At 57.7% G+C, this 21,862-nt stretch carries 21 protein-coding genes; 19 read left to right on the forward strand and 2 right to left on the reverse strand.

The window, feature by feature from the left end; all coding sequences use genetic code 11:
* The first annotated feature begins 2 nt into the window (after positions 1 to 2).
* Positions 3 to 1,442 carry a VanW family protein gene (locus CLV97_RS10740; protein WP_245891479.1) on the forward strand — a complete coding sequence of 480 codons (1,440 nt, stop codon included), beginning with the start codon at positions 3 to 5 and terminating at the stop codon, positions 1,440 to 1,442.
* Positions 1,443 to 1,505: 63 nt separating this feature from the next.
* Here the strand turns inward: CLV97_RS10740 and CLV97_RS10745 are convergent, their stop codons facing one another.
* Entirely contained in the window at positions 1,506 to 3,566 is a 2,061-nt protein-coding gene (locus CLV97_RS10745) for a molybdopterin-containing oxidoreductase family protein (protein WP_106345529.1), read from the reverse strand.
* A 381-nt stretch (positions 3,567 to 3,947) separates the two neighbouring features.
* On the opposite strand from CLV97_RS10745, the gene CLV97_RS10750 reads away from it, so the two are divergent.
* The 3 genes from CLV97_RS10750 (at position 3,948) to CLV97_RS10760 (ending at position 6,682) form a co-directional block, all read left to right on the forward strand.
* On the forward strand, positions 3,948 to 4,613 hold the full coding sequence (locus tag CLV97_RS10750; protein ID WP_106345530.1) for a hypothetical protein: 666 nt from the start codon (positions 3,948 to 3,950) through the stop codon (positions 4,611 to 4,613).
* Between the two features lie 147 nt (positions 4,614 to 4,760).
* Entirely contained in the window at positions 4,761 to 5,210 is a 450-nt protein-coding gene (locus tag CLV97_RS10755) for a GNAT family N-acetyltransferase (RefSeq protein WP_106345531.1), read from the forward strand.
* A gap of 173 nt (positions 5,211 to 5,383) precedes the next feature.
* Entirely contained in the window at positions 5,384 to 6,682 is a 1,299-nt protein-coding gene (locus tag CLV97_RS10760; RefSeq protein ID WP_106345532.1) for a S8 family peptidase, read from the forward strand.
* A gap of 161 nt (positions 6,683 to 6,843) precedes the next feature.
* On the opposite strand, the gene proC is transcribed toward CLV97_RS10760, so the two are convergent.
* Positions 6,844 to 7,680: a pyrroline-5-carboxylate reductase gene (gene proC, locus CLV97_RS10765; RefSeq protein ID WP_106345533.1), complete on the reverse strand. Its 837-nt coding sequence runs from the start codon at positions 7,678 to 7,680 to the stop codon at positions 6,844 to 6,846.
* Between the two features lie 464 nt (positions 7,681 to 8,144).
* On the opposite strand from proC, the gene CLV97_RS10770 reads away from it, so the two are divergent.
* The 15 genes from CLV97_RS10770 to CLV97_RS10845 all read left to right on the forward strand — a co-directional run bounded on the left by CLV97_RS10770 (position 8,145) and on the right by CLV97_RS10845 (position 21,805).
* On the forward strand, positions 8,145 to 8,687 hold the full coding sequence (locus tag CLV97_RS10770; protein ID WP_170070463.1) for a DUF402 domain-containing protein: 543 nt from the start codon (positions 8,145 to 8,147) through the stop codon (positions 8,685 to 8,687).
* Between the two features lie 8 nt (positions 8,688 to 8,695).
* The gene (gene lepB / locus CLV97_RS10775; RefSeq protein WP_106345535.1) at positions 8,696 to 9,217 is read left to right on the forward strand and encodes a signal peptidase I; all 522 of its coding nucleotides are present in this window, start codon (positions 8,696 to 8,698) and stop codon (positions 9,215 to 9,217) included.
* Between the two features lie 194 nt (positions 9,218 to 9,411).
* Positions 9,412 to 10,191 carry a GTP-sensing pleiotropic transcriptional regulator CodY gene (gene codY, locus CLV97_RS10780; protein WP_106345536.1) on the forward strand — a complete coding sequence of 260 codons (780 nt, stop codon included), beginning with the start codon at positions 9,412 to 9,414 and terminating at the stop codon, positions 10,189 to 10,191.
* A gap of 329 nt (positions 10,192 to 10,520) precedes the next feature.
* Entirely contained in the window at positions 10,521 to 12,287 is a 1,767-nt protein-coding gene (locus CLV97_RS10785) for an ABC transporter ATP-binding protein (protein WP_106345537.1), read from the forward strand.
* 33 nt (positions 12,288 to 12,320) lie between these two features.
* Positions 12,321 to 12,740 (forward strand): ATP-binding protein, encoded by a 420-nt coding sequence (locus CLV97_RS10790; RefSeq protein ID WP_170070464.1) that lies wholly within the window; start codon positions 12,321 to 12,323, stop codon positions 12,738 to 12,740.
* A 437-nt stretch (positions 12,741 to 13,177) separates the two neighbouring features.
* Complete coding sequence (gene cyoE, locus CLV97_RS10795; protein ID WP_425440563.1) at positions 13,178 to 14,110, forward strand: heme o synthase; 933 nt, start codon at positions 13,178 to 13,180, stop codon at positions 14,108 to 14,110.
* A 76-nt stretch (positions 14,111 to 14,186) separates the two neighbouring features.
* Positions 14,187 to 15,203: a cytochrome c oxidase subunit II gene (gene coxB, locus CLV97_RS10800; protein WP_106345540.1), complete on the forward strand. Its 1,017-nt coding sequence runs from the start codon at positions 14,187 to 14,189 to the stop codon at positions 15,201 to 15,203.
* 60 nt (positions 15,204 to 15,263) lie between these two features.
* On the forward strand, positions 15,264 to 17,210 hold the full coding sequence (ctaD, locus tag CLV97_RS10805) for a cytochrome c oxidase subunit I (RefSeq protein WP_106345541.1): 1,947 nt from the start codon (positions 15,264 to 15,266) through the stop codon (positions 17,208 to 17,210).
* Complete coding sequence (locus CLV97_RS10810) at positions 17,207 to 17,830, forward strand: cytochrome (ubi)quinol oxidase subunit III (RefSeq protein WP_106345542.1); 624 nt, start codon at positions 17,207 to 17,209, stop codon at positions 17,828 to 17,830. Before ctaD ends, CLV97_RS10810 begins: the two co-directional genes overlap by 4 nt.
* Positions 17,831 to 17,833: 3 nt before the next feature.
* Positions 17,834 to 18,145 (forward strand): cytochrome C oxidase subunit IV family protein, encoded by a 312-nt coding sequence (locus tag CLV97_RS10815; protein ID WP_106345543.1) that lies wholly within the window; start codon positions 17,834 to 17,836, stop codon positions 18,143 to 18,145.
* Positions 18,146 to 18,256: 111 nt separating this feature from the next.
* Positions 18,257 to 18,763, forward strand: coding sequence for a PCYCGC motif-containing (lipo)protein (locus tag CLV97_RS10820; RefSeq protein WP_281257607.1), 507 nt, complete (start codon positions 18,257 to 18,259; stop codon positions 18,761 to 18,763).
* Between the two features lie 7 nt (positions 18,764 to 18,770).
* Entirely contained in the window at positions 18,771 to 19,373 is a 603-nt protein-coding gene (locus tag CLV97_RS10830) for an ECF transporter S component (protein WP_106345546.1), read from the forward strand.
* Between the two features lie 16 nt (positions 19,374 to 19,389).
* Positions 19,390 to 20,157: an energy-coupling factor transporter transmembrane component T family protein gene (locus CLV97_RS10835; RefSeq protein WP_106345547.1), complete on the forward strand. Its 768-nt coding sequence runs from the start codon at positions 19,390 to 19,392 to the stop codon at positions 20,155 to 20,157.
* The gene (locus CLV97_RS10840; protein ID WP_106345548.1) at positions 20,154 to 20,993 is read left to right on the forward strand and encodes an energy-coupling factor ABC transporter ATP-binding protein; all 840 of its coding nucleotides are present in this window, start codon (positions 20,154 to 20,156) and stop codon (positions 20,991 to 20,993) included. The genes CLV97_RS10835 and CLV97_RS10840 overlap by 4 nt, the downstream gene beginning before the upstream one ends.
* On the forward strand, positions 20,990 to 21,805 hold the full coding sequence (locus tag CLV97_RS10845; RefSeq protein WP_106345549.1) for an energy-coupling factor ABC transporter ATP-binding protein: 816 nt from the start codon (positions 20,990 to 20,992) through the stop codon (positions 21,803 to 21,805). The genes CLV97_RS10840 and CLV97_RS10845 overlap by 4 nt, the downstream gene beginning before the upstream one ends.
* Positions 21,806 to 21,862 lie beyond the last annotated feature (57 nt).

The following is a 21,862-nucleotide window of genomic DNA, read 5'->3' on the forward strand; positions in this document are numbered from 1 at the left end:
CTGTGGACGAGCGTGAACGAATGGAGAAATCCGGTGACGGGGTTTCATCGGATGATGGGGGAAAGCGTGCCGATTCGGGTTCGGCCGCGGGGGAAGCGGGGGAGATGAGGCTCGAGAGGATCAGCTATTCCCGCAAGGATCGGTTGGGGGAACAAAACCCCTCATCGGTCTTTGACCGAACGGGACAAGGCCTGATCCGACTGCTGGGGCGGATTCCGCTCATCAACCGCCTGCCCCTGGACAGGATGAATCCCCGCGCCGTTTCCGTCGTGACGTTGGCGTTGGTCATCGTGTTGGCCGGGTCCCTCACCGCCTTCGCCTTTATGGGCGAGCCCGAGACCACGGCGGCCGTTCAGCCGACGCCGCAGGAGACGGAGAGTTCGCCCGAAGAGCCGCCGGAACCGGCGATGCTCATCCTTCAACATGAAGAGAAGAAATGGGAGATGGACCTCCGGTCGATCGGATATGACGGAGAAGACATTGCCACTGTCGACCAAACGAAGCTGATGAAATGGCTGAAGGAAATCAAGGAAGAAGTGGATGAACCGGCGAAGGACGCCCGCATGGAGCGATGGGGGGCACCCATCCAGCCGTCCAAAGAGGGAAAGAGGATGGATCTGGAGGAAATCGAAGAGAGCTGGCTGCCTCATCTGTCCGATTATATCAACGAACCCCAGGAAATTCCCTTCATCGCGGAAAAACCCCGGGTGACGGAGAAGGACCTTCGCGCGGTCAACCAAAGGCGCATCGGCCGCTACACCACCTATTTTGATGCGAGCAACGTGAACAGGACGACCAATATTCGCCTGTCCGCCGATGCGATCAACAACCTGGTGCTGAATCCGGGCGAGTCCTTTTCCTTCAACCGAGTGGTCGGGCAGCGCACGCCTGAGCGGGGCTACAAGCCGGCCGCGGTGATCGTCCGGGGCGAATACAGCGAGGGGATCGGGGGCGGAATCTGCCAAACCTCCTCCACCCTCTACAACAGTGTGGATGCGGCGGGGCTGCGGGTGACGGTTCGGTATTCCCACAGCAAGGAAGTGACCTATGTCCCCGCCGGTCGGGATGCCACGGTGTCCTGGGGCGGACCGGACTTCCGGTTCGTGAACAGCCTGGAGAAACCCGTCATGATCAAAACCTATGTGGGTGAAGGCTTTATCACGGTTTCCATCTACACCACCCCGGATGCCAAGGTGGTTCAGCGTTCTGTGCCGCCGGCCCCGAAAATGAAGGCGAAACAAGTTCAAGTGGATCCCGATAAGCCGTCGAATGAAACCCCCGCAAACGGCTCCGATCAGGCAGGAGACACCGGGAATTCCACCGGTTCCGGCGGTGACGCCTCCGGTAATACCGGCGGAAATCAAGCGGGGGGCGATCAATCCGGAAATCAAGATGGGGGTCAGGGAGCCTCAGGCGGTGACTCCGGAACGGGTTCACCCTGAAGCGCGATGGGCAAAAAACCGGCGCCTTCGGAAGAGGCGCCGGTTTTTCATTGTGCCGAAGCTTTACGTCAACTTTTCGATGCGGACGGCAGTGGAGAAGAATACCGCACCGCCCGCCAGATCGGCCTCCCGATCGGGCGTCAGCTGGTTGACTCCCTTGCTGTCTAGGGAGGCGTCTCCCCACCACAATCCGTTGCTTACGAGGACCCCGGGAAGCGTGTTTTCCGTCACCCTGGCCTTCAAGATGCAGCTTCCGCGACGGTTGATCACCCGGACGGCCTCGCCGTCGGCGATGCCGTACCGGGCGGCGTCGGCCGGGTGGATCTCCATCCGGGGTTCGCCCTCCAGCTTCCGCAGTTTGGGGATATTGCCCATGGTCGTGTTGAGAAACTGGTGGTTGGGCCCCGCGATCAACATGAAGGGGTGCTTCGCATCGCCGTTCCTCCGGGCGTCGAAGCCCTCCTTCAGCGGCACGTGGTTCGGGAGCGGATCCAGTCCCTCCTCCTTCATCCGCTCGCTGTAGAGGGCGATTTTGTTCCTTTTTAAGAGGTCGGGGAAAAGAGGCTGTTTGGCGAGATTCAACTTGACGATGCCCTTTTCGGCCAATTCCTCGTAGGTCACATCCTCCATCCAGGGATTTTCGGGCTGGTCCGCAACCTGGCGGATGATGTCCTCCGGCGTGTCGTCGAAACAGGGCTCGGTGAAGCCCATCCGCTTGGCCAGGGTTTTGAAGAGGTCAAAGTTGGACATGGCCTCTCCCTGCGGCGGGATGACCGGACGGGCCATCTGAAGGTACAGGTGCCAATAGGATTTGTAGACATCCAGGTTTTCAAAGTGAGATGTGGCAGGCAGGACCAAGTCGGCATACCGGGCTGTGTCGGTGATGAACAGATCGTGCACCACGGTGAACAAATCCTCCCGGGCGAGGCCCTGAAGCACCTTTTCCTGGGCGGGAGCCACCCGGGCCGGATTGGCGTTGTAAACGAAAAGGAAGCGGACGGGCGGATCGGCTTGGAGCAGGGCGTCTCCCAGGCGAATCATGTTGATCGTCCGGACCTCCGGGTTCGGCAGGAGATCGGGGCGTTCCAGCCTCGCCTTGTCGACGGTGGCGACCCCGTTTTCCTTGAGGGCGCCTCCTCCGCGTACCTTCCACTGCCCCGTCAGGGCGGGGAGGCAGGCGATGGTGCGGACGATCATCCCGCCGTTGTCATGGTGCTGAAGTCCGTTGCCGATCCGGATGAAGGAAGGAGTGGTCCGGCCGTATTCCCGGGCCAGACGGACGATCTCCTCCGCCGGGACGCCGGTGATGCGGGACGCGCGTTCCGGCGTGTATTCGGCGACCCGCTTCCGGAACTCCTCCCATCCGGTGGTGTATGTTCGGATGAAGTCGTGGTCCAGCAGATCCTCTTCGACCAACGTGTGCATCATCCCCAGGGCGAGGGCGGCATCGGTTCCGGGATAAAGTTGGATGAATTCGTCGGCCCAGCGGGCGGTCCGGTTCCGGTGAACATCGATGGCGATGATTTTGGCCCCCCGCTTGCGGGCCTGTTCGAAGAGCATCACCTGATGCATGTTGGTGCTGACAATGTTTCCGCCCCAGACGATGATGAGGCGGCTGTGGACGGTCTCCTCCGGATCGATCGCCCCCTTGAAACCCATGGTCATTTCGAAACCGCGGTTGCCCGCGACGTTGCAGATGGTGCGGTCGAGCCGGCTGGCGCCCAGGCGGTGGAAGAAGCGGCGATCCATGCTGCCGTTGTTCACCAGTCCCATGTTGCCGTAGTAGCTGTAGGGCAAGATGGCTTCCGCCCCGTGTCGGCGGATGATCTCCTGCATGCGACGGACAATTTCATCCAGCGCTTCCTCCCAGGTGATGCGGGTGAAGACGCCTTCGCCCTTGCGGCCGGTCCTTTTCAGGGGATGAAGGACCCTGTCGGGGTGGTAAACCCGGGCGGGAAAATGGCGCACTTTGTGGCAGATGGTTCCCCGAGTGACGGGATGGTCCGGATCGCCGTCCACCCGATGGATCCGCCCATCCTTCAGGGTGACGGCGAGCCCGCAGGTATCGGGGCAATCCAGAGGGCAGACGGACCGGACGACGGGTTGCGGCCGAGAGGAAGACATGGTTTCTCTCTCCTCGTTTTTTTCCCCATTGTATCATTTTTCGGCAGAGGGGGAAGAAATGTTACCATAGGACAGTTTCCCGCCGGAAGGGAACCATTTTTCTGTTTTTTTCGTTTTAGTTAATAATAGGAGAGGTTTATCTCCCCGTTCTCCCTCAAGGTGCCGGATTTCTGCGATCGGACCGTCCCCTGCTCGGAAGTTCCCATGGGGAAATTGAACCGTTATCGGGAAAGATGTCCGTTCGCCGCTTTTTTGTTTTGCGTTTGCGCGAGGGCACCGGGATATTGTCGATTGTTGTTTTTTCCTTCCGTTTTTTTGGATATATAACATATTGGGTGTCCTCAGAATCGATAAAAAATTTGGGGCATGGGGGCGTGGCCGATGAATTGGAGCCGAACCCACAGGTGGAAGGTGGCGGAATGGCATCCCTGGGTGTTAAAGGGAGCGGCGTTAAGCCATGTGGCCGCGCTGACCCTGATGGGAGTGTTTCTTACCGGAACGTTTCGCGGTACTCAGACGGAGCGGATGTATTACATCGCTGAACACGAGACGGCCGTTTTCTGGTCGTGGGCAAGCTGGATGTTTGCCACGCTGGCGATCACCCTCGCCTTTTACGTTTGGCTGGCGGGATTTCATTCGATGTACCGTCCCGTCTTGCAGATGGCCCTCTTGATCTGGATCATCGGGGCCGCGACGGAGATCCTGCACGATCTCATTCAGATGACCATCATTCCGGCCCTTTCCGAGCTGTTCCTGCAGATGCCGTCGCCGGAGCTGGCGGGCCATTTTAACGCCTGGGACCGTTTGCTGATCCGCATGACCGGCGTGTTCAGCAATACGTGTTATGCGATCAGCGGGTTGATATCCACGGGCGTCATGTTCCAGAACAAGCGAGTCTCCAACGGTTTGGCCGGATGGTCCCTGTTCATCTGGGCCCTCGTGCTTCTTGTCGCCCTGTGCGTCGGTTGGCTGGAGGTCCCGGTGCGGGGCGTCGTGTCGATATCGCTCCTGCTCTTTCTCCCCTGGGCGGGAATGGCGGCGAAGTGAAGAAGGGGGTGAAAAGGTTTGATTTTCAAAGCCCCTCCCGGGAGAAGTTGACAAAACAACACTTTTATGCTTCGAAACCACACATTGTCAACAGGAGAGCAATTATATAAACTAAAAGAATCGGGCCATCAGAGGAGTGATCGTGTCATGCTGCTTCGTTCGTTTCAACTGTCCGACGTCCATGACGTTTCCCGGATATGGCAGTTGACCGCGTCGCGCGATTCGGAATGGGAAACCCTCCAGGAGCTGTCAAAACAATTGGCGCGGGATCGCGATCTGGTCCTGGTGGCCGAAGTGGACGGTCGTATCGTCGGGGCAATTGTCGGCACCATGGACAGGAGCACCGGCTTTTTCTATTGTCTGGCGGTGCATCCCGATTACCAGGGGAGAGGAATCGGAAGGCGCCTGGTCGCCTCATTGGAGGAACGTTTCCGCCAAAAGGGAGTGAAGCGGATCTGGATCACGATTGACGAAGGGACGAGGAAGCTGCTCCCTTTTTACTTGCACTTGGGATATGCCAATATTTGCGACACCACGCTGGAAAAGGAACTGATGTTCCAAAACGGAAGAGTGAAGGGAAAGGCGCATCCCGGGTGAAGGGCGGGAAAGGGAGGATCACTCCCTTGAATTTTTTCAATTCGCTTTGTGAAAGGCGCGGGAATTAGGAAGTGTTCCCCGTCCTTCTCAAGGTGAATTGTTTTTATTTTTTGTTTATTGGAGGAATTTACCTTTTCCCCATAGAAATAAATGTTTAGAGGGGGTGAAAAAAATTGACCAACAAAGCCTGGTTTGAGGAGCCTTCCTGCCCGCTCGATCCGGGTTTGGTTCATCAGCTCCGGGAGCAGCGCGGGAAGCGAGCGCGGGACGAGGCGATTCCGGTCATCGTCCGCTTCCGGAGGGATGCGGAGGATGAGAAGCGAAAGGACGCCCTCCATCTGTGCCGAAAAAGGTCCTGCGACTCCATCGGCGGGGAGATCCGACTGTTGAACGGCTACTACGGCCGGCTTCATCCCGACACGATTCGCGGCCTGGCCGATCATGAAGGAATCACACGCATCTATTACGACCGCAAGGTGCACGCATTTCTCGATGTGGCTTCCAAGACCACAAAATCCTTTGAAGTTCACGAACAGCTGGGATTTACCGGGAAAGGCGTCACCATCGCCGTTATCGATACCGGGATCCATCCTCACGACGATTTGACCCAACCGGATAACCGGATCATCGCCTTTGCCGACCTGGTGGGAAATCGGGAGGAAGCCTACGACGACCACGGTCACGGGACCCACTGCGCCGGGGATGCGGCGGGAGGAGGGCACCAATCGGAGGGATTGTACGTCGGTCCCGCCCCTGAAGCCAACCTGGTGGGCGTGAAAGTACTGGACGCCGAAGGCGGAGGGCGTCTGTCGACGGTGATTCGGGGGGTGGAGTGGTGCATCGAGCATAAGGAAGAACTGGGCATCCGGATTCTCTCCCTCTCCCTCGGGGCGCCGGCCTACGAATCGTACCGGGACGATCCTCTCTGTCAGGCGGTGGAGAAAGCGTGGCACAGCGGGCTGGTTGTCTGCGCCGCCGCCGGAAACGAAGGTCCCGCACCGCTGACGATCAGCACCCCGGGCATCGATCCGGTCATCCTCACCGTCGGCGCGGCGGACGATCGAAACACCCCTGACCGGAGCGACGACGAGAAGGCATCCTTCTCCAGCCGGGGGCCGACGATCGATCAGCTGGTGAAGCCGGATGTGTACGCTCCGGGGACCGACATCGTCTCCCTGTCCGCCCCCGGTTCGACCCTGGAAGAGCTGCTTCCCGAAAACCGCGTCGGCGAACATTATATCCGCCTTTCCGGCACATCGATGGCCACGCCCATCTGCGCCGGAGTGGCCGCCCTGATGCTGGAGGCCAATCCCTATTTGAGCCCGAACGACGTAAAGAGCATTTTGATGAGCACCGCCCAGCCCATGGCCGGCGATCAGGCCGGGTATCTCGATGCTCGGAAGGCGGTGGAAATGGCCCAGGCTTATCTCGAATTCCAGAGGCCGAAGGTTTCCGGCGGTGCGACGGGATAATGCCTTTAAGGCTCGGGGCGAAAAAAACGACGGGGGCACCATATTATTTAAGGAAAAAAAGCCGGGCGAGGTTTTGTCCCGGCTTTTTTTCCGCAATGATTCCGCGCCCGGGGAGCATCGGCGGTTCGGATATGGATGAAGGGAAGGAACCCGGAGGATCGTTACTTCACCCCCTGACCCAATAGGCTTCCCAGCTCCCGGGAACGGGATTTGGCCCGCAGGACGGCGCTTTTGACCGCTTCATCGAATTGGCGGCGTTTCAGTTCCTCCAGACCGGCCATCGTCGTTCCGCCGGGGGAGGTGACCCGACGGCGAAGTTCTGCCGGTTCCTCCCGGGTCTCCATCAGCATATGGGCCGCGCCGAGGAGGGTTTGCAGGGTGAGCTCGCGGGAGATCTCCTTCGAAAGCCCCGCTTCCACTCCGGCCTGTTCCAGGGCTTCGACCATGAAATAGATATATGCCGGGCCGCTTCCCGAAAGGGCGGTCACGGAGTCCATCGCCTCTTCTTCCACGATGACCGTGGAGCCGATGGCGGAAAACAGGTATCGCGCCGCTTCCATGTCCTCCGGTTTCGCCCACCTTCCGGCACAGAGGGCTGTGGCGGAAAGTCCGATGGTGCAGGAGGTGTTGGGCATGGCACGGATCACCGGAATTCCTGCGGGAATCAGCTTTTCCACCGAATCGGTGGAGACGCCGGCGGCGACGGAGATGATCCGCTGGCCTTTGTGAAAAAAGCTCCTCCACTGCATGAGGGCTTCCTGCACATCCTTCGGCTTCACCGCCAGAATCACGGTGTCCGCTTCGGAAATCGCCCTTCCCCGGTTTTCCGGAATCCAAACGCCGTAGGTCCCTTTCAGTTTGTCCAACCGCTCCCGCTTGTGACGGTTGAAGACGCTCACCCTGTCGGCGTCGATCCGCCGTTTTTTCAGGAGACCGGCCAGCATCGCCTCCGCCATGGAGCCGGCCCCGATAAAGCAGATGCGTTCCACTCCGTTCATCCTGGTGCTCCCCCCTGTCGTCAGGAATCGAGAAAAAAGAAAACCCTCCTTCGCCCCAAGGACGAAAGAGGGTTCCTCTTCCGCGGTACCACCTCGTTTGGCACGAGCGTGCCCACCTCGTCGCGGCCGGAGAATTCCGGCCGCCTCCTTGATAACGGAGCGTGCTCCGTGCCGATTCGTCACCGTCCGCTCGGGAGATGGGTTCCGGGCGGCATCCCGGCGGCACCTCACAGCCGGCGGGTGCTGCTCTCTGAACGGTAAGCCGTCCGTACTGGTCTCCGTCATTGCGTTTATCGCGTGTTCCGTCCGGTTGTTTAACACATTATGCCTGAGGGGCGGCCACATGTCAAGGGGTGGACGGCCGCTCGTTGAAAAGATTTTGGGTATTTTATGTTTTGTCTTGTTTTAATCTGTCAACGTTTTGGCAATAAAGAGAATGTGCAAAGATGACGGAGGGGAGAGGCATGATCGTACCGGAAGAAGGGGCGGTCATACGGATCGAGAGTTACAAGCACGGGGAACATTTGCACCGGACATGGAAAAAGTCGATTGTATTGGAAAAGGGAGAACCTCTCGTCATCGCCAATTACAATGTGGAAGTGGTGGAGGCGGACGGCCGGGAGTGGGTTTTCCCCGGCTTGACCATCGGCGGATTCCACCGCTTTTCCTGGCATCACACCCTCGTCGTGTTTGGTGAGGATGGCAATTACCGGTTTTACACCCACATCGCATCCCCCTACCGGTATCGGGACGGGGTGCTGTCTTACATCGACTACGATCTGGATCTGGTGGTTGAAAAGGATGGGACCCGCAGGTGGGTGGACCGGGAGGAATTCGACCGAAACCGCGTCCGGTATTCCTATCCTGACGAGGTGGTGAAAAAAATCGAAGAGGCGGTCGACCGCGTCGATCGCATGGTTTGCAGAGGGGAAGAACCCTTCACTTCCGAATGGGCAAGCCGCTGGTATCATCGTTTTCAATTCTATAAATCCCGTTTGATGGAGTGAAGGTGAAGATGAGGAAGAATCGAGTGTTCGGTTGGATGCGGACGGGACTGTTGACCTTCGCTTTCGTGTTCGCCGTCAATCAGTACGGCTTCGCCCTGTCCGTGGTCAACGGCACGTCGATGGAGCCCACTCTGGAAGACGGCGATCGACTGTTTATCAATCGATTCGCCTATTTGTTCAGTCAACCGAAAGTGGGAGACGTGATCACCTTTGAAGATCCGGCCCAGGACGGGCGCTATCTGGTCAAGAGGGTGGTCGGCGTCTCCGGCGACCGCATCGAGATCCGGTCCGGCGTTTTGTACCGAAACGGCAAAGCGGTTCCGGAACCGTACATCGACACCAAAATCGAGGACGGGAACTTCGGACCGGTTACCGTCAAGCCGGGGACCGTCTTTGTCTTGGGTGACAACCGCCACAAGCATGCCAGCCGCGACAGCCGTTACGAAAGCGTCGGCCTGGTTCCCATCGACCGCGTTGACGGCAAGGTGGAGTGGATTCTCTGGAGGCCGTCCCTGGCCGCGTTTCTGTAACGATTTGTCAAAGCCCAGGAAGCAATTTCAAATAATATAAAAAGTCAAAAAGTGTTCACAAACTCCACTGCGATCATGTCTATAAATATTGCATAATGGAGTGGGGAGATCAACCCCACCCCGGATCTATTATATCAAAACACCCTGCTAATTTCGAAAGAGGGTGCGATTAAGAGATTGAGGAGGAAATGAAAATGGATTTGCTTCAAAAAACGAGGCGAATTTCCCGAATTCTGCAGAAGAATGTCGGTCATCACCTTGTGGATTTTGACGAAGTGGCTCAAGCGCTGTGCGATGTGATCGGAGCCAATGTATATATTGTCAATCCCGACGGAAAGCTGTTGGGACTCGCCATCGATCACGAGATCGAAAACGAGCGGATGGAGCAATACCTGAAGGATCGGCAATTTCCGCGGGAGTATGCCCGTTCGCTGATGGAAGTGGAAAAGCCGAGACCCAACATCAGCGTGGAGGATCCCCTGACCGCTTATCCCGTTGAGATGAAGGACATGTTTAAACACGGCTATACGACCCTCGTCCCGATCATCGGCGGCGGGGATCATCTGGGGACGCTCGTTTTGTCCCGCATGAACGAAAAATTTGTCGACGATGACTTGATTCTGGCCGAATACGGAGCCACCGTCGCCGGGATGGAAATCCTTCGGGAACGGGCGGGACAAATCGAAGAGGAAGCGCGCAGCCGGGCGGTCGTCCAGCTGGCGATCAACTCCCTCTCCTTCAGCGAGCTGGAGGCGGCGGAACACATCTTCAACGAGCTGGACGGAAATGAAGGACTGCTGGTGGCCAGCAAAATCGCTGACCGCGTCGGCATCACCCGCTCCGTGATCGTCAACGCCCTGCGCAAATTGGAAAGCGCCGGGGTGGTGGAATCCCGCTCGCTGGGTATGAAGGGAACCTACATCCGCATCCTGAATCCCAAGCTTCTCCCGGCGCTGGAGAAGGCCCGCCACTGAGCGCCAAATAAAGACCCCTCCGATCTATCCGGAAGGGGTCTTTTGTCGTTTTTCTGAATCCGGGCTTGTCATCGGAAACGATCCGGGCCCACTCTCCGTTTTTTAGGTATAAAACGGCTTGCAGACGGTCTTTAAGACTGCAGGAGAGATTCGTTTTTCAATAAAATGGAAGAATGTGATTTTGTCTGTGTTTTTTCACCAACGTTTGGACCGTTTTTTGGTATAATATAAACAACTTAGTTTGAAAACCCCTGTTACACAGAGGAGAAACCCTCCCGTCTTCCGCCCTGCGGAATACGGGGAGAGAAATATCGCTGGAGATGAGGCTCATGGGGAATATCCGCCGGTACCTCCGGTTTGTCCGGCCGTACCGGAAACATGTCTGGTTGACCATGGCGGTTGGCATTGTGAAGTTCGGTATTCCCCTGCTCCTACCGCTGGTTCTCAAATATACGGTGGATGAATTGCTGCTGACGGATCTGCCCGCGGAAGACAAGATCAGCCGGCTGATCTGGGTGTTGGTCATCACTTTGTTGATTTTCACGGTCTTCCGCTTTCCGATCGAATACTACCGGCAATACTTCGCTCAATGGACGGCCAATCGGGTGCTGTTTGACATCCGCAACCGGCTGTTTGACCATATTCAGAAGCTGTCCCTTCGCTTTTACAACAATCAGAAGGTCGGGCAGATCATCTCCCGGGTGATCAACGATGTGGAACAGACCAAGGAGTTCGTCGTCACCGGGTTGATGAACATCTGGTTGGACCTGATCACCGTTTCCATCGCGATCGGCATCATGCTGTGGATGGATCCCTGGATGACCCTGGTCGCCCTGTCGATCTTTCCGCTCTACGGTTTCTGCGTCAAATATTTTTACCAGAACCTGCGCAAACGATCCAAGGAGCGGTCCCAGGCTCTGGCGGAGATGCAGGGGCACCTTCACGAGCGGGTGCAGGGCATTTCGGTGATTCGGGCCTTTAACCTTGAACGGTACGAGCAGGGATTGTTTGACCGATACAACCATCATTTTCTGGACAAAGCACTGGAACACACCCGTTGGAACGGGGTCACCTTCGCCGTGATCAACACGATCACCGACATCGCTCCCATCCTGGTGATCGGTTTTTCCGGGTTCCTGGTGATCCGCGGTTCGATGACCGTAGGGGAAATGACCGCCTTCTACGGATACATGGGGCTGATATACAACCCCGTGCGCCGGCTGGTCAACGCATCGACCGCCTTGACGCAGGCCTTGGCTTCCATGGAGAGGGTGTTTGAGCTTCTCGATGAGAGTTATGACATCACCGACCGGCCCGGTGCCCGCCCCCTGCGGAAGCCGAGAGGGGAGATTCGGTTCGAGTCGGTGAGCTTCCGCTACACCGAGGATGGGGAGTGGGCGCTTAGGAACCTGGATCTGGTCGTGGAACCGGGCAAGACGACGGCCCTGGTCGGTCCCAGCGGAGGAGGCAAGTCGTCCATCGTGTCCCTCATCCCCCGCTTTTACGATGTGACGGAAGGGCGGTTGTTGGTGGACGGCGTGGACGTCAGGGACTGGACGGTGGCGAGCCTCCGAAGCCAGATCGGCCTCGTGCTGCAGGACACCATCCTGTTCAGCGGTACGGTCCTGGAAAACATCCGGATGGGACGCACCGACGCGACCATGGAGGAGATCGTCGCCGCGGCCAAGGCGGCGGGCGCCCACGATTTCATCGTGCAGCTTCCCAAGGGGTATGAGACCGAGATCGGGGAGCGGGGCGTCAAGCTGTCGGGAGGACAAAAACAACGGCTGGCCATCGCCAGGGTCTTTTTGAAGGATCCGGCGATCCTGATCCTGGATGAGGCCACCTCCGCCCTGGATCTGAAGTCGGAACTGCTGGTCCGGGATTCCCTGAAGCGTCTGGCCGAGAATCGGACCACGATCATTGTGGCCCACCGCCTGTCCACGGTCACCGACGCCGACTGGATTTACTACATTGACGGCGGCCGGGTGCTGGAAGCCGGTACCCACGGAGAATTGATGGCCATGGACGGTTTTTACGCCCGCCTGTTTCGAATTCAGCATCTGGATAAGGAACCGGTGGGACGCGAAGCTTGAGGGGCGCTCCGCCGCCTGATGGAGGGAAGGGCTGTGGGAAGGTACTTTCGTATCGAATACGAATGGGATATCGTGTCCACCCGTAGCCAACTGAGGGAATTGGCCCGTGAGTGGGGGTTCGATGAATTGGATCAGTCCCGCATCGCCCGTTCGGTTTCCGAACTCCTCCGGAATGTGGTTCACCATGCGGAGAAGGGATTGCTCCAGGTGGAGCGCATCGAGAGAGACGGGAAGAGTGGGATGCTCATCATTGTCCAGGATCTGGGTCCGGGGATTGCCGACGTGAGCGAATTGATGAAAAAGGTGCAAACGAGTCAGTCGGTGGAAAGCTCGGGATTGAAACAGGTCCATCAATTGATGGATGAATTTTCGATTCGAACAGTGGAAGGCAGGGGCACCATGGTGGAGGCGATCAAGTGGCTCAAACCGGCGGGTGCCGCTGCGGACAGCTGATGGCCGTTCCTGTCCCATCGGGAGCGGCCTTTCGCTGTTACCCCGGCGAAGTTTTACAATTCTGTTGCCATATTATGAACCCTTCACGCCGCGCCTTGACTCAAATGTCATTGATCACCTAAAATGATGGTGATATTTGGCCTGTTCCTGCCCAGTTTCGACGGCGGGTGGTTCCGGTGTTTTTGTCTGTTCTGCATGATATTGGCCGGGGCTGGAAAAAATGGGAGTACCAATGATCGCAGGGTGCTTCCACGGAAAACAGAACAACGCCGTGAACTGTCCCGTTTTTTTTGTACAGGAGAGGGACGCCGAATGAAAGCGGTACAGGAGCCGGCAGAAGGCAAGCCCTTTCCCGCCGCCGACTGCTGTTCCATCGATGGTTTGAGTCAGGTGGTGCGACGGTTGGAGGTGTCCGGCTGACAGAAAGGAGGTTGATTCTGGTGGAACGACCCATGATCCGGGAAACGATGGTGGGATCGGATCTCTCCGCGGGTTCGGCCGAGAAGGCGACGTGGCGCGACTATCTCACCCTGACGAAGCCCGGGATCAACGCATCCAACCTGATGGCCGCATTCGCCGGTTTCTGGTTGGCCGGACACGGGCAGCTGGACCTGTTGCTCCTGCTCGCCACGCTGCTCGGAACAGCGTTGGTGATCGCCGGTGGATGCGCCCTGAACAATGTGATCGACCGGGACATCGACCCCCTCATGTCACGGACTCAAACGCGGCCGGTGGCCAGCGGGAGGGTCCGTCCGATGGTCGCGCTGTGGTTCGGGATCGGACTCACCTTGACGGGGTTTGTTGTTTTGGCGGCGCTGGTTAATCCTCTCGCCGCTTTCCTGGCGATGATCGGCCATTTCGTGTATGTGGGCATTTATTCGCTTTGGTTGAAGAGGACGACCACCCTCAACACCGTGGTGGGTGGAATCTCCGGTGCGGTTCCGCCGATGATCGGCTGGGCGGCGGTGACGGGTTCGATCGATCCGCCTGCATGGATTCTTTTCACCTTCATGTTCCTGTGGCAACCGCCGCATTTTCTCGCCTTGGCAATACGCAGGATGGAGGAATACCGGGCTGCGGGGGTTCCCATGCTGCCGGTGGTCAGGGGGTTTGCTGAAACCAAGCGGCAAAACTTTTTGTATGTGGCGGCGATGGTTCCCGCATCCCTCCTGCTGGTCCAGACGGGGGTTGTCGGGATCTTGTACCTCGTCGTCGCGACGGTTCTCGGCTTGGTTTACATCGGTCTATCCCTGGAGGGATTCTTCACCAAAGATGACCATCGATGGGGCGAGAGAATGTTCTTCTATTCTTTGGTGTACTTGACAGCCATGCTGTTGGTGATGATTGTCGATCCCTTGCTCATGTCCTGAGCCCTGGGGCGGCAGGGACCGGGAAGCACCCGGGTTTATCAACGGTATGAGATCCAGGAAAGTGGGGTAGGATTGGATGAGCCGACGAAAACCGCTGTGGCGGCTGTTTTTTGCACTCATGGCGATGGTTCTCTTGGCGACCGGATGCGGCAGCAAAACCATGAACATCTTTGATCCGAAAGGCAGCGCGGGAGAGCAACAGCTCGACCTCGTCATGCTCAGCGTCTACATCATGCTCATTGTTTTTGTGGTCGTTGTGTCCATTTACGTCTTCGTTCTCTTCCGTTATCGCAAGCGTAAGGGAGACGATACTCCTCCCAAACAGATTGAAGGAAACACCAAGATCGAGATCCTGTGGACGGCGATCCCGGTTATCCTGCTCATCATCCTGGCGATTCCGACGGTTGCCACCACCTTCTCCCTGGCGAAGGAGCCGCCGAAGGATGACAGCATTCGGGTCAAGGTGACGGCTTATCAGTACTGGTGGATGTTTGAATATCCCGAGCTGGGCATCCGCACCTCCCAGGAATTGCACATCCCCGTGGGGAAACAGGTTTTCCTGGAGCTCGAAGCGAAGGATGTGATCCACTCCTTCTGGGTTCCCAACCTGGGAGGCAAGACGGACATGATTCCGGGGAAAACCAACACGATGACCCTGGATGCCAAAAAGCCCGGTGTGTATGAAGGAAGGTGTGCGGAATTCTGCGGTGCCGGACACGCCCTGATGAATTTCCGGGTCATTGCCGAGGAGCAGCAGGACTTCGACAAGTGGGTCGCGTCCATTAAGAATCCCAAGTCGCAACCGGTGAACGCGCAGGCTCAGGAAGGGCAGAAAATCTTCTCCCAGAACTGCATGGGTTGTCACGCCATTGAAGGGGCGGGCATGAAGGTGAAGGGGGATAAAGCGCCCGACCTGACGGGATTCGGAAACCGGACGATGATTGCGGGCTACTTGCCGAACGACAAGGAATCCCTGGTTCGCTGGCTGAGGGATCCGCAATCCATCAAGCCCGGTACGAAAATGCCGGCTTACAATCATCTGGACGATCAGAAGATGAATGCCCTGGTCGAATACCTGACCAATCTGAAGTGACCCGCTTGTTTTCGAAACCATGAAGCCCCTTATCCTGATGATCATTGAGGCCGAACCGGAATGGATTTCCGGGATAAAGGAGGGAACGACGTGGGTACGTTCATCATCGTAGGGGTGTTCATCCTGTTTCTGGCGGCCATTTTCACCGGGGGTTACAACAGGGAGTTTTTGCACCGGGTAGAGGGCAGCCGGATCTGGGATTGGCTCACCACCGTTGACCATAAGAAGATCGGAATCATGTACTTCGGGACGGGAGTCCTATACTTCCTCATCGCCGGACTGCAGGCCCTCATGATTCGGCTGCAGCTGGCCGTCCCTCAAAACGATCTGTTTACGGGGGACACCTTTAACGAACTGTTTACCATGCACGGCACCAACATGATTTTCTTCGTGGCGATGCCGATGCTCTTCGGGCTGATGAACGTGGCGGTTCCGCTGCAGATCGGCGCCCGGGACGTGGCCTTCCCCTTCATGAACGCCCTCAGCTTCTGGCTGTTCTTTGCGGGAGCGCTGCTGTTCAACTTGGGCTGGCTCTTCGGAGGAGCTCCCGATGCCGGATGGACGGGTTACACCGCGCTGGCGCTCAATGAATACAGCCCGGGTCCCGGTCTGGACTATTACGATCTGGGGATTCAGATCTCCGGGATCGGGACGATGTTGACCGCGGTCAACTTCCTGGTGACGATCATCAACATGCGCGCACCGGGAATGACTTTCCTGAAGATGCCCATGTTCACCTGGGCGACCCTCGTCACTTCGGGGCTGATCCTGTTTGCGATGCCGCCGTTGGCCGTCGATCTCTTGCTGTTGATGTTCGACCGGATCTTCGACGCCAACTTCTTTGATGTGGCGCAAGGCGGAAACCACCTGATCTGGCAGCACCTGTTCTGGATTTTCGGTCACCCGGAAGTGTACATCGTGATCCTGCCCGCCTTCGGGATCATGTCCGACGTGATCAGCACTTTCTCCAAAAAACCCCTTTTCGGGTACCATTCGATGGTGTTTGCCACGGTGCTGATCGGATTCCTCGGCTTCATGGTGTGGGTGCACCACATGTTCACCGTGGGTCTCGGTCCCGTTGCCAACAGCATCTTCGGCATTGCGACCATGACGATCGCGGTGCCGACGGGGATCAAGGTGTTCAACTGGCTCTCCACCATGTGGGGCGGGAAAATCAGCTTCACCACGCCGATGATGTGGTGTCTCGGGTTTATCATCACCTTCGTGCTCGGCGGATTCACCGGGGTGATGCTGGCGGTTCCCCCGGCGGACTTCCAGTACCATGACACCTACTTCGTCGTTGCTCACTTCCACTACGTGCTGATCGGAGGAACCGTATTCGGCATCTTCGCCGGCTTGTATTACTGGTGGCCGAAGTTTTTCGGTCGGAAGCTGAACGACCGGTTGGGCAAGCTGCATTTCTGGCTTTTCTTCATCGGGTTCCACACGACTTTCTTGCCCCAGCACTTCCTCGGATTCTGGGGCATGCCCCGGCGGGTGTTCACCTATCTGCCGGGATTGGGGCTGGAAAGCTTCAACCTGATCAGCACCATCGGTGCCTTTACCATGGCCGCGGGGGTTTTGGTCCTGCTGTACAACATTGTCTACAGCTCCATCCGCGGAGAAGTGGCCGATGCCGACCCTTGGGACGGCCGCACCCTGGAATGGACCATTCCTTCGCCGGTGCCTGAATACAATTTCGCTCAACTGCCTTTGGTGAAGCAGCTCGACGCTTTTTATCACGCCAAATTGGCCGGCAAGAAGGGATTGGAGCCTGCGGAGCCGCTGGGATCGATCCATATGCCCTCGCCGACCTATCTGCCCTTGATCATGGCCCTCGGCTTCTTCGTCTCCGGCTACGGGTGGATTCTCCGCTCGTACTGGCTTGGAGCGCTGGGGTTGATCATCGTGTTCATCACCATGTTCGTTCGCTCTTTCCAGAAAGATACGGGATATCACATCGAACCGGAAGAGCTGAAGAGCGCGGATAAGGGGGCACAGGCATGAGTTCGCACAATGACTTGAGCATGGCTCCGAAGATGCCGGACCACCTGGAAACGTCGACGCTGGAAGGGAAGAACAAGATTCTCGGCGTGTGGTTTTTCATCGGGGCCGAGACGGTGCTGTTCGCCTCCCTGTTCGGCACGTACCTTGCCCTGAAGAACCAGCACATGGACGGCCCCTCATCCCAGGAACTGTTCAACATCTGGATGGTGGCCGTGATGACGGTGGCCCTGCTGACGAGCAGCTTGACCAGCGTGCTGGGGATCGTCAGCATGCACCGCAACAATCTTCAACGGACCCTGTTTTGGTTCGGCGTGACGGTACTGCTGGGTGCCACATTCTTGGGGCTGGAGATCTACGAGTTCTATGAGTACACCCATCTCGGGCATCACTTCACCGGCAGCGCCTTCGCATCGGCCTTCTACACGCTGGTGGGAACCCACGGATCCCACGTTCTCTTCGGGATTCTCTGGATCACCAGCCTGATCATTCAGGTTCGAAAACAAGGGCTCACTCCGGTGACCGCTCCCAAACTGTACGTGTCCAGCCTGTATTGGCACTTCATCGACGTCATCTGGGTGTTCATCTTCACCGTCGTCTATCTTCTCGGAAAGGTGGGGTAAGCCGTGGCGACCGATTCCAAAACCACTGCACAGGGTGCGCCGAAAAATCCGTCGGATCGTTCCCGTAAACACCTGATCGCCTTTGCCGTCATGATGGTTCTGACGGCAATCGCATTCGCGGCAGTGGCCACGGGAGCCCTTCCCGTAGCCGCACTGGTTACGCTTCTATTGATCATGGCGGCGATTCAAGTGGTTATCCAGTTCTTTACCTTCATGCACCTGGATCAGAAGGGCCACTTTTTCCCCATCTTCTTTACCGGAGCGGGACTCTTGTTTGCGGTAGTCGTCGTTCTGGGCGTCTGGCTGCTTCTGTAAGGGATGAAGGCGTTGACGAATTGCGGAGTGCCCCGGAGAAAGTTTTCTTCGGGGTCTTCCTTTGTCTTGAAGGTTTTTCCGCAGTGCGTGTCGAAAGGGAGGTGACGTGGAATGAAAAAGGCGCTTTTGGGTCTTCTTCTGTTTCTCCTGTTGGTCGGTTGTTCCGGTCAGGACGATTTGCCCTCCCAGCCCTCCGATAAAGAAGCGCAGGGGCCGTCGCAGGAGAGCCTCGCCGCCCTGTCGGAAGAGGCCGAAAAAGTGGAGGTCGATCTGCCCGATTTTGTGCGAGAAGCGCACCCGACGGCGCAGGAGACCTACAAGTTGGCGTACGCCCACCAGGATGTGCTCAAATATATGCCCTGTTTCTGCGGCTGCGGAGACACCGGGCATGAACACAACCTTCACTGCTTTATCCAGGATGTGAAATCGAACGGGGAAGTGGTCTGGGACCGGATGGGCTACACCTGAGGGATCTGCATCAACATCGCGCGTGACGCGATTGCCATGCATCGTGAAGGAAAGTCCTTGACCGAAATCCGGAAAATCATCGACGAACAATACGGGTCCCAGGGAACACCGACGCCGACGCCGAAGCCTCCCAAAACCTCCGAGGAGTGATCTCTCCATGCAACAGCGGAGCTCCTGGTTTCGTTTTTCGACGCCGTCGCTGGTATTGATTCCCGTGGCGGTGGGCATCAACTATGTCGGCAAGCTTTTTGCCAGCACCTTGAAACTCCCGTTGTGGCTGGACTCGATCGGTACCGTGCTGGCCGGGATGCTGGCGGGACCCGTCGTCGGCGCCCTGTCGGGGGCCATCAACAACGTGATTTACGGTCTGACCGCCGATCCGATCTCCTTCGTATACGGTTTGACCAGCATTTTTATCGGGCTGGTGGCCGGAATCATGGCATTCAAGGGTTGGATCGACGGATGGGGCAAAGCCCTTGTCGTCGGTTTGGCCGTCGGCTTCACGGCGACGGTGGTCTCCACTCCCCTCAACGTGTGGTTTTGGGGAGGACAGACCGGAAATTTTTGGGGTGACGCCCTCTTTGCGGCGGTTTTGGCCCAGACGAATTCCGTTTGGCTTGCTTCCTTTCTGGACGAAGTGGTGGTGGACGTGCCCGACAAGCTTTTGACCGTCCTCGCGGCCTACGCCCTTTTCAGGAGCCTTCCGAAAAACATCAAGCAGCTCTACACCGGGAGCGGCGAATTGGAATCCTTGGACTGAAATCGGGGAACGTGCGATGAAAACCTTCAGCCTGTACGTGGAGAAAGATTCCCTGATTCATCGGATCGATCCGATCAACAAGATCCTCTATATTCTCACCGCCGTATCCGTTCCCTGGATCCTGCCGTCGATGGCGGTTTCTTTTCTTTGGATGCTGATCAGCCTCGCCCTGCTGGCCGCGGCGAGGGTGATCCGGCAATCCTTTCCCGTGTTCGCCTTTGTTTTTCTGGTGCTGATCACGGTGGTTTTGATCCAGGGGTGGTTTTATCCGGGCAACCGGACGCCGCTGTTCGGCGCGGAACCCTTCGTCTTTTACGCAGAAGGCCTGATGAACGCGCTTCGAATCGTGGTCCGGGTGATCAACATCGTGGCGGCCTTTCTGCTGTTGGTGCTGACCACCAAGCCCGCCGACCTCGTGGAAGAACTGGTTCGAAGGGGTCTGTCCCCCCGCCTGGGATACGTGCTCGATTCCATTTTTCAGATCCTTCCGCAGATGGTCAAGACCACCCGGACCATCATGGATGCACAGCGCTCCAGGGGCTTGGAGACGGAAGGAAACCTGTGGGTGCGGGTGAAAGCGTTTCTGCCCCTGATCGGTCCCGTCGTGATGAGCTCGCTGATTCACGCCAAGGAGAGGGCATTGGCGCTGGAAGTGAGAGGGTTCCACTTCGAAGGCGAAAGGACCTGGTTGAGGGAGAAAAGGGAATATCCCTACAGCCGCGCTCTTCGTGCCGGGCTGCTTTTGGTGCTGGGCCTGGCCGTTGTCTGGAGGGTCCTGGGATGAAGAAGATCATCGTGGAGCATCTGAAATACCGCTATCCGCAAGCGGAGAATCTGGCCCTGGACGATCTGTCCTTCGAAGTGGACGAGGGGGAGATGGTCGGCATCATCGGGCGGAACGGCGCAGGCAAGTCCACCCTCTGCCAGGCCCTCGTCGGACTGGTTCCCCATTTTTACCGCGGCGCCTATGGGGGCAAAGTGACCGTCGCGGGCCTGGAAGTCATGAGAAGCAGCGTGAGCCGGCTCTCCACCAAGGTGGGAATTGTTTTTCAAAATCCCTTCACGCAGGTGACGGGATCCAAGTGGACGGTCTACGAAGAGGTGGCCTTCGGACTGGAAAACATGGGCGTCCCCCGGAAAGAGATGATCGAGCGGGTCGATTACGCCCTCCACCTCCTGGGATTGGAGGATTGCAAGGATCGCAATCCCTTCGATCTGTCCGGCGGCCAGACGCAGCGGTTGGCCATCGCCGGCGTCATCGCCCTGAAACCGGAAATCATCGTACTGGATGAACCCACCTCCCAGTTGGATCCCCGGGGAACCGAAGAGGTTTTTCGGGCCATCCATCGCCTGAGCGAAGAAGGAATGACCGTCGTTCTGGTGGAGCACAAAATGGAGAAGATCGCCCGCTATTGCAACCGGGTGATGCTTCTCGACGAAGGGAAGCTGATCCAATTTGCCTCTCCGGCGTCGGTATTTTCCCGGGAGGATCTGACGCGATACGGCGTCGCGCCTCCGGTGTACACCCGCGTCTGCCGGGAGCTGGACGCAAAGAGGGAAGGAAGTCCTCATTTTCCTGTGACGTTGGAGGAGGCCCGCGAGGTGTTGAAGGGAAGATGACCCGGATATCCGTAAAGGATCTGGCCTTTTCCTACCGGCCGGGTGAAGAGGTTCTCAAGGGGATCACGTTGGACTTTGACGGGCGGTCGACGGCCATCATCGGTCAAAACGGGTCCGGTAAGACGACCTTCGTGAAGCTGTTGAAGGGATTGCTGAAGCCCACGAGGGGAGAGATTCACATCCTCGGCCGCCCGGTGAGCGAAATGACTGCGGCGGCTCTGGCGCCGTACATCGGACTGGTGTTTCAAAATCCCAACGACCAGATTTTCAAGTCGACGGTGCTGGACGAGGTGATGTTCGGGCCGCTGAACATCGGCGTAGATCCGAAAAGGGCGAAGGAGAAAGCCCTTCATGCTTTGCAGATGGTCGGCCTGGCGGAAAGGGCCGCGGAAAACCCCCAGGATTTGAGTTTGTCGGAGAAGAAACTGGTCTGCATCGCCTCCATCGTCGCCATGGAACCGGAAATCCTCATCCTGGACGAGCCGACGATTGCCCAGGATCATGCGGGGACAGCGACCGTCCGGCGGGTGATCGGAAGGCTCAAGGAGCAGGGGAAACTGGTGATGACCATCATCCACGATATGGATTTCGTTGCGGAGAACTTCGAACGGGTGATCATTCTGCACCGGGGAACCGTACTCGCGGACGGCGATCCGCGGGAGATTTTTTCCCGAAGGGAGCTGCTCGAGAGGGCGGGTCTCGGGGTGCCTCACATCACCCGGTTGGGTTGGAGTCTCGGGCGTACAAAGACCTATCTCACCGAAGCGGAGTTTATCCGCTCGATGCGCGGAGAGGGAGCCGCAGACAGATAAAGGTCGGCGTCGGGGCTGGGGAGACCGGAGCGTCGCAGGTTTGCGTCGGCTGGGCTG

The organism is Planifilum fimeticola (genome assembly GCF_003001905.1).
GTDB classification, from domain to species: Bacteria; Bacillota; Bacilli; order Thermoactinomycetales; family DSM-44946; genus Planifilum; species Planifilum fimeticola.

What these genes read in the sequence shown, in the direction of transcription:
- CLV97_RS10745 (WP_106345529.1), bottom strand. Translation starts at nt 3,566, where the DNA reads ATGTCTTCCTCTCGGCCGCAACCCGTCGTCCGGTCCGTCTGCCCTCTG.
- CLV97_RS10750 (WP_106345530.1), top strand. Translation starts at nt 3,948, where the DNA reads ATGAATTGGAGCCGAACCCACAGGTGGAAGGTGGCGGAATGGCATCCC.
- CLV97_RS10755 (WP_106345531.1), top strand. Translation starts at nt 4,761, where the DNA reads ATGCTGCTTCGTTCGTTTCAACTGTCCGACGTCCATGACGTTTCCCGG.
- proC (WP_106345533.1), bottom strand. Translation starts at nt 7,680, where the DNA reads ATGAACGGAGTGGAACGCATCTGCTTTATCGGGGCCGGCTCCATGGCG.
- CLV97_RS10770 (WP_170070463.1), top strand. Translation starts at nt 8,145, where the DNA reads ATGATCGTACCGGAAGAAGGGGCGGTCATACGGATCGAGAGTTACAAG.
- lepB (WP_106345535.1), top strand. Translation starts at nt 8,696, where the DNA reads ATGAGGAAGAATCGAGTGTTCGGTTGGATGCGGACGGGACTGTTGACC.
- codY (WP_106345536.1), top strand. Translation starts at nt 9,412, where the DNA reads ATGGATTTGCTTCAAAAAACGAGGCGAATTTCCCGAATTCTGCAGAAG.
- CLV97_RS10785 (WP_106345537.1), top strand. Translation starts at nt 10,521, where the DNA reads ATGGGGAATATCCGCCGGTACCTCCGGTTTGTCCGGCCGTACCGGAAA.
- coxB (WP_106345540.1), top strand. Translation starts at nt 14,187, where the DNA reads ATGAGCCGACGAAAACCGCTGTGGCGGCTGTTTTTTGCACTCATGGCG.
- ctaD (WP_106345541.1), top strand. Translation starts at nt 15,264, where the DNA reads ATGGATTTCCGGGATAAAGGAGGGAACGACGTGGGTACGTTCATCATC.
- CLV97_RS10810 (WP_106345542.1), top strand. Translation starts at nt 17,207, where the DNA reads ATGAGTTCGCACAATGACTTGAGCATGGCTCCGAAGATGCCGGACCAC.
- CLV97_RS10830 (WP_106345546.1), top strand. Translation starts at nt 18,771, where the DNA reads ATGCAACAGCGGAGCTCCTGGTTTCGTTTTTCGACGCCGTCGCTGGTA.
- CLV97_RS10835 (WP_106345547.1), top strand. Translation starts at nt 19,390, where the DNA reads ATGAAAACCTTCAGCCTGTACGTGGAGAAAGATTCCCTGATTCATCGG.
- CLV97_RS10840 (WP_106345548.1), top strand. Translation starts at nt 20,154, where the DNA reads ATGAAGAAGATCATCGTGGAGCATCTGAAATACCGCTATCCGCAAGCG.
- CLV97_RS10845 (WP_106345549.1), top strand. Translation starts at nt 20,990, where the DNA reads ATGACCCGGATATCCGTAAAGGATCTGGCCTTTTCCTACCGGCCGGGT.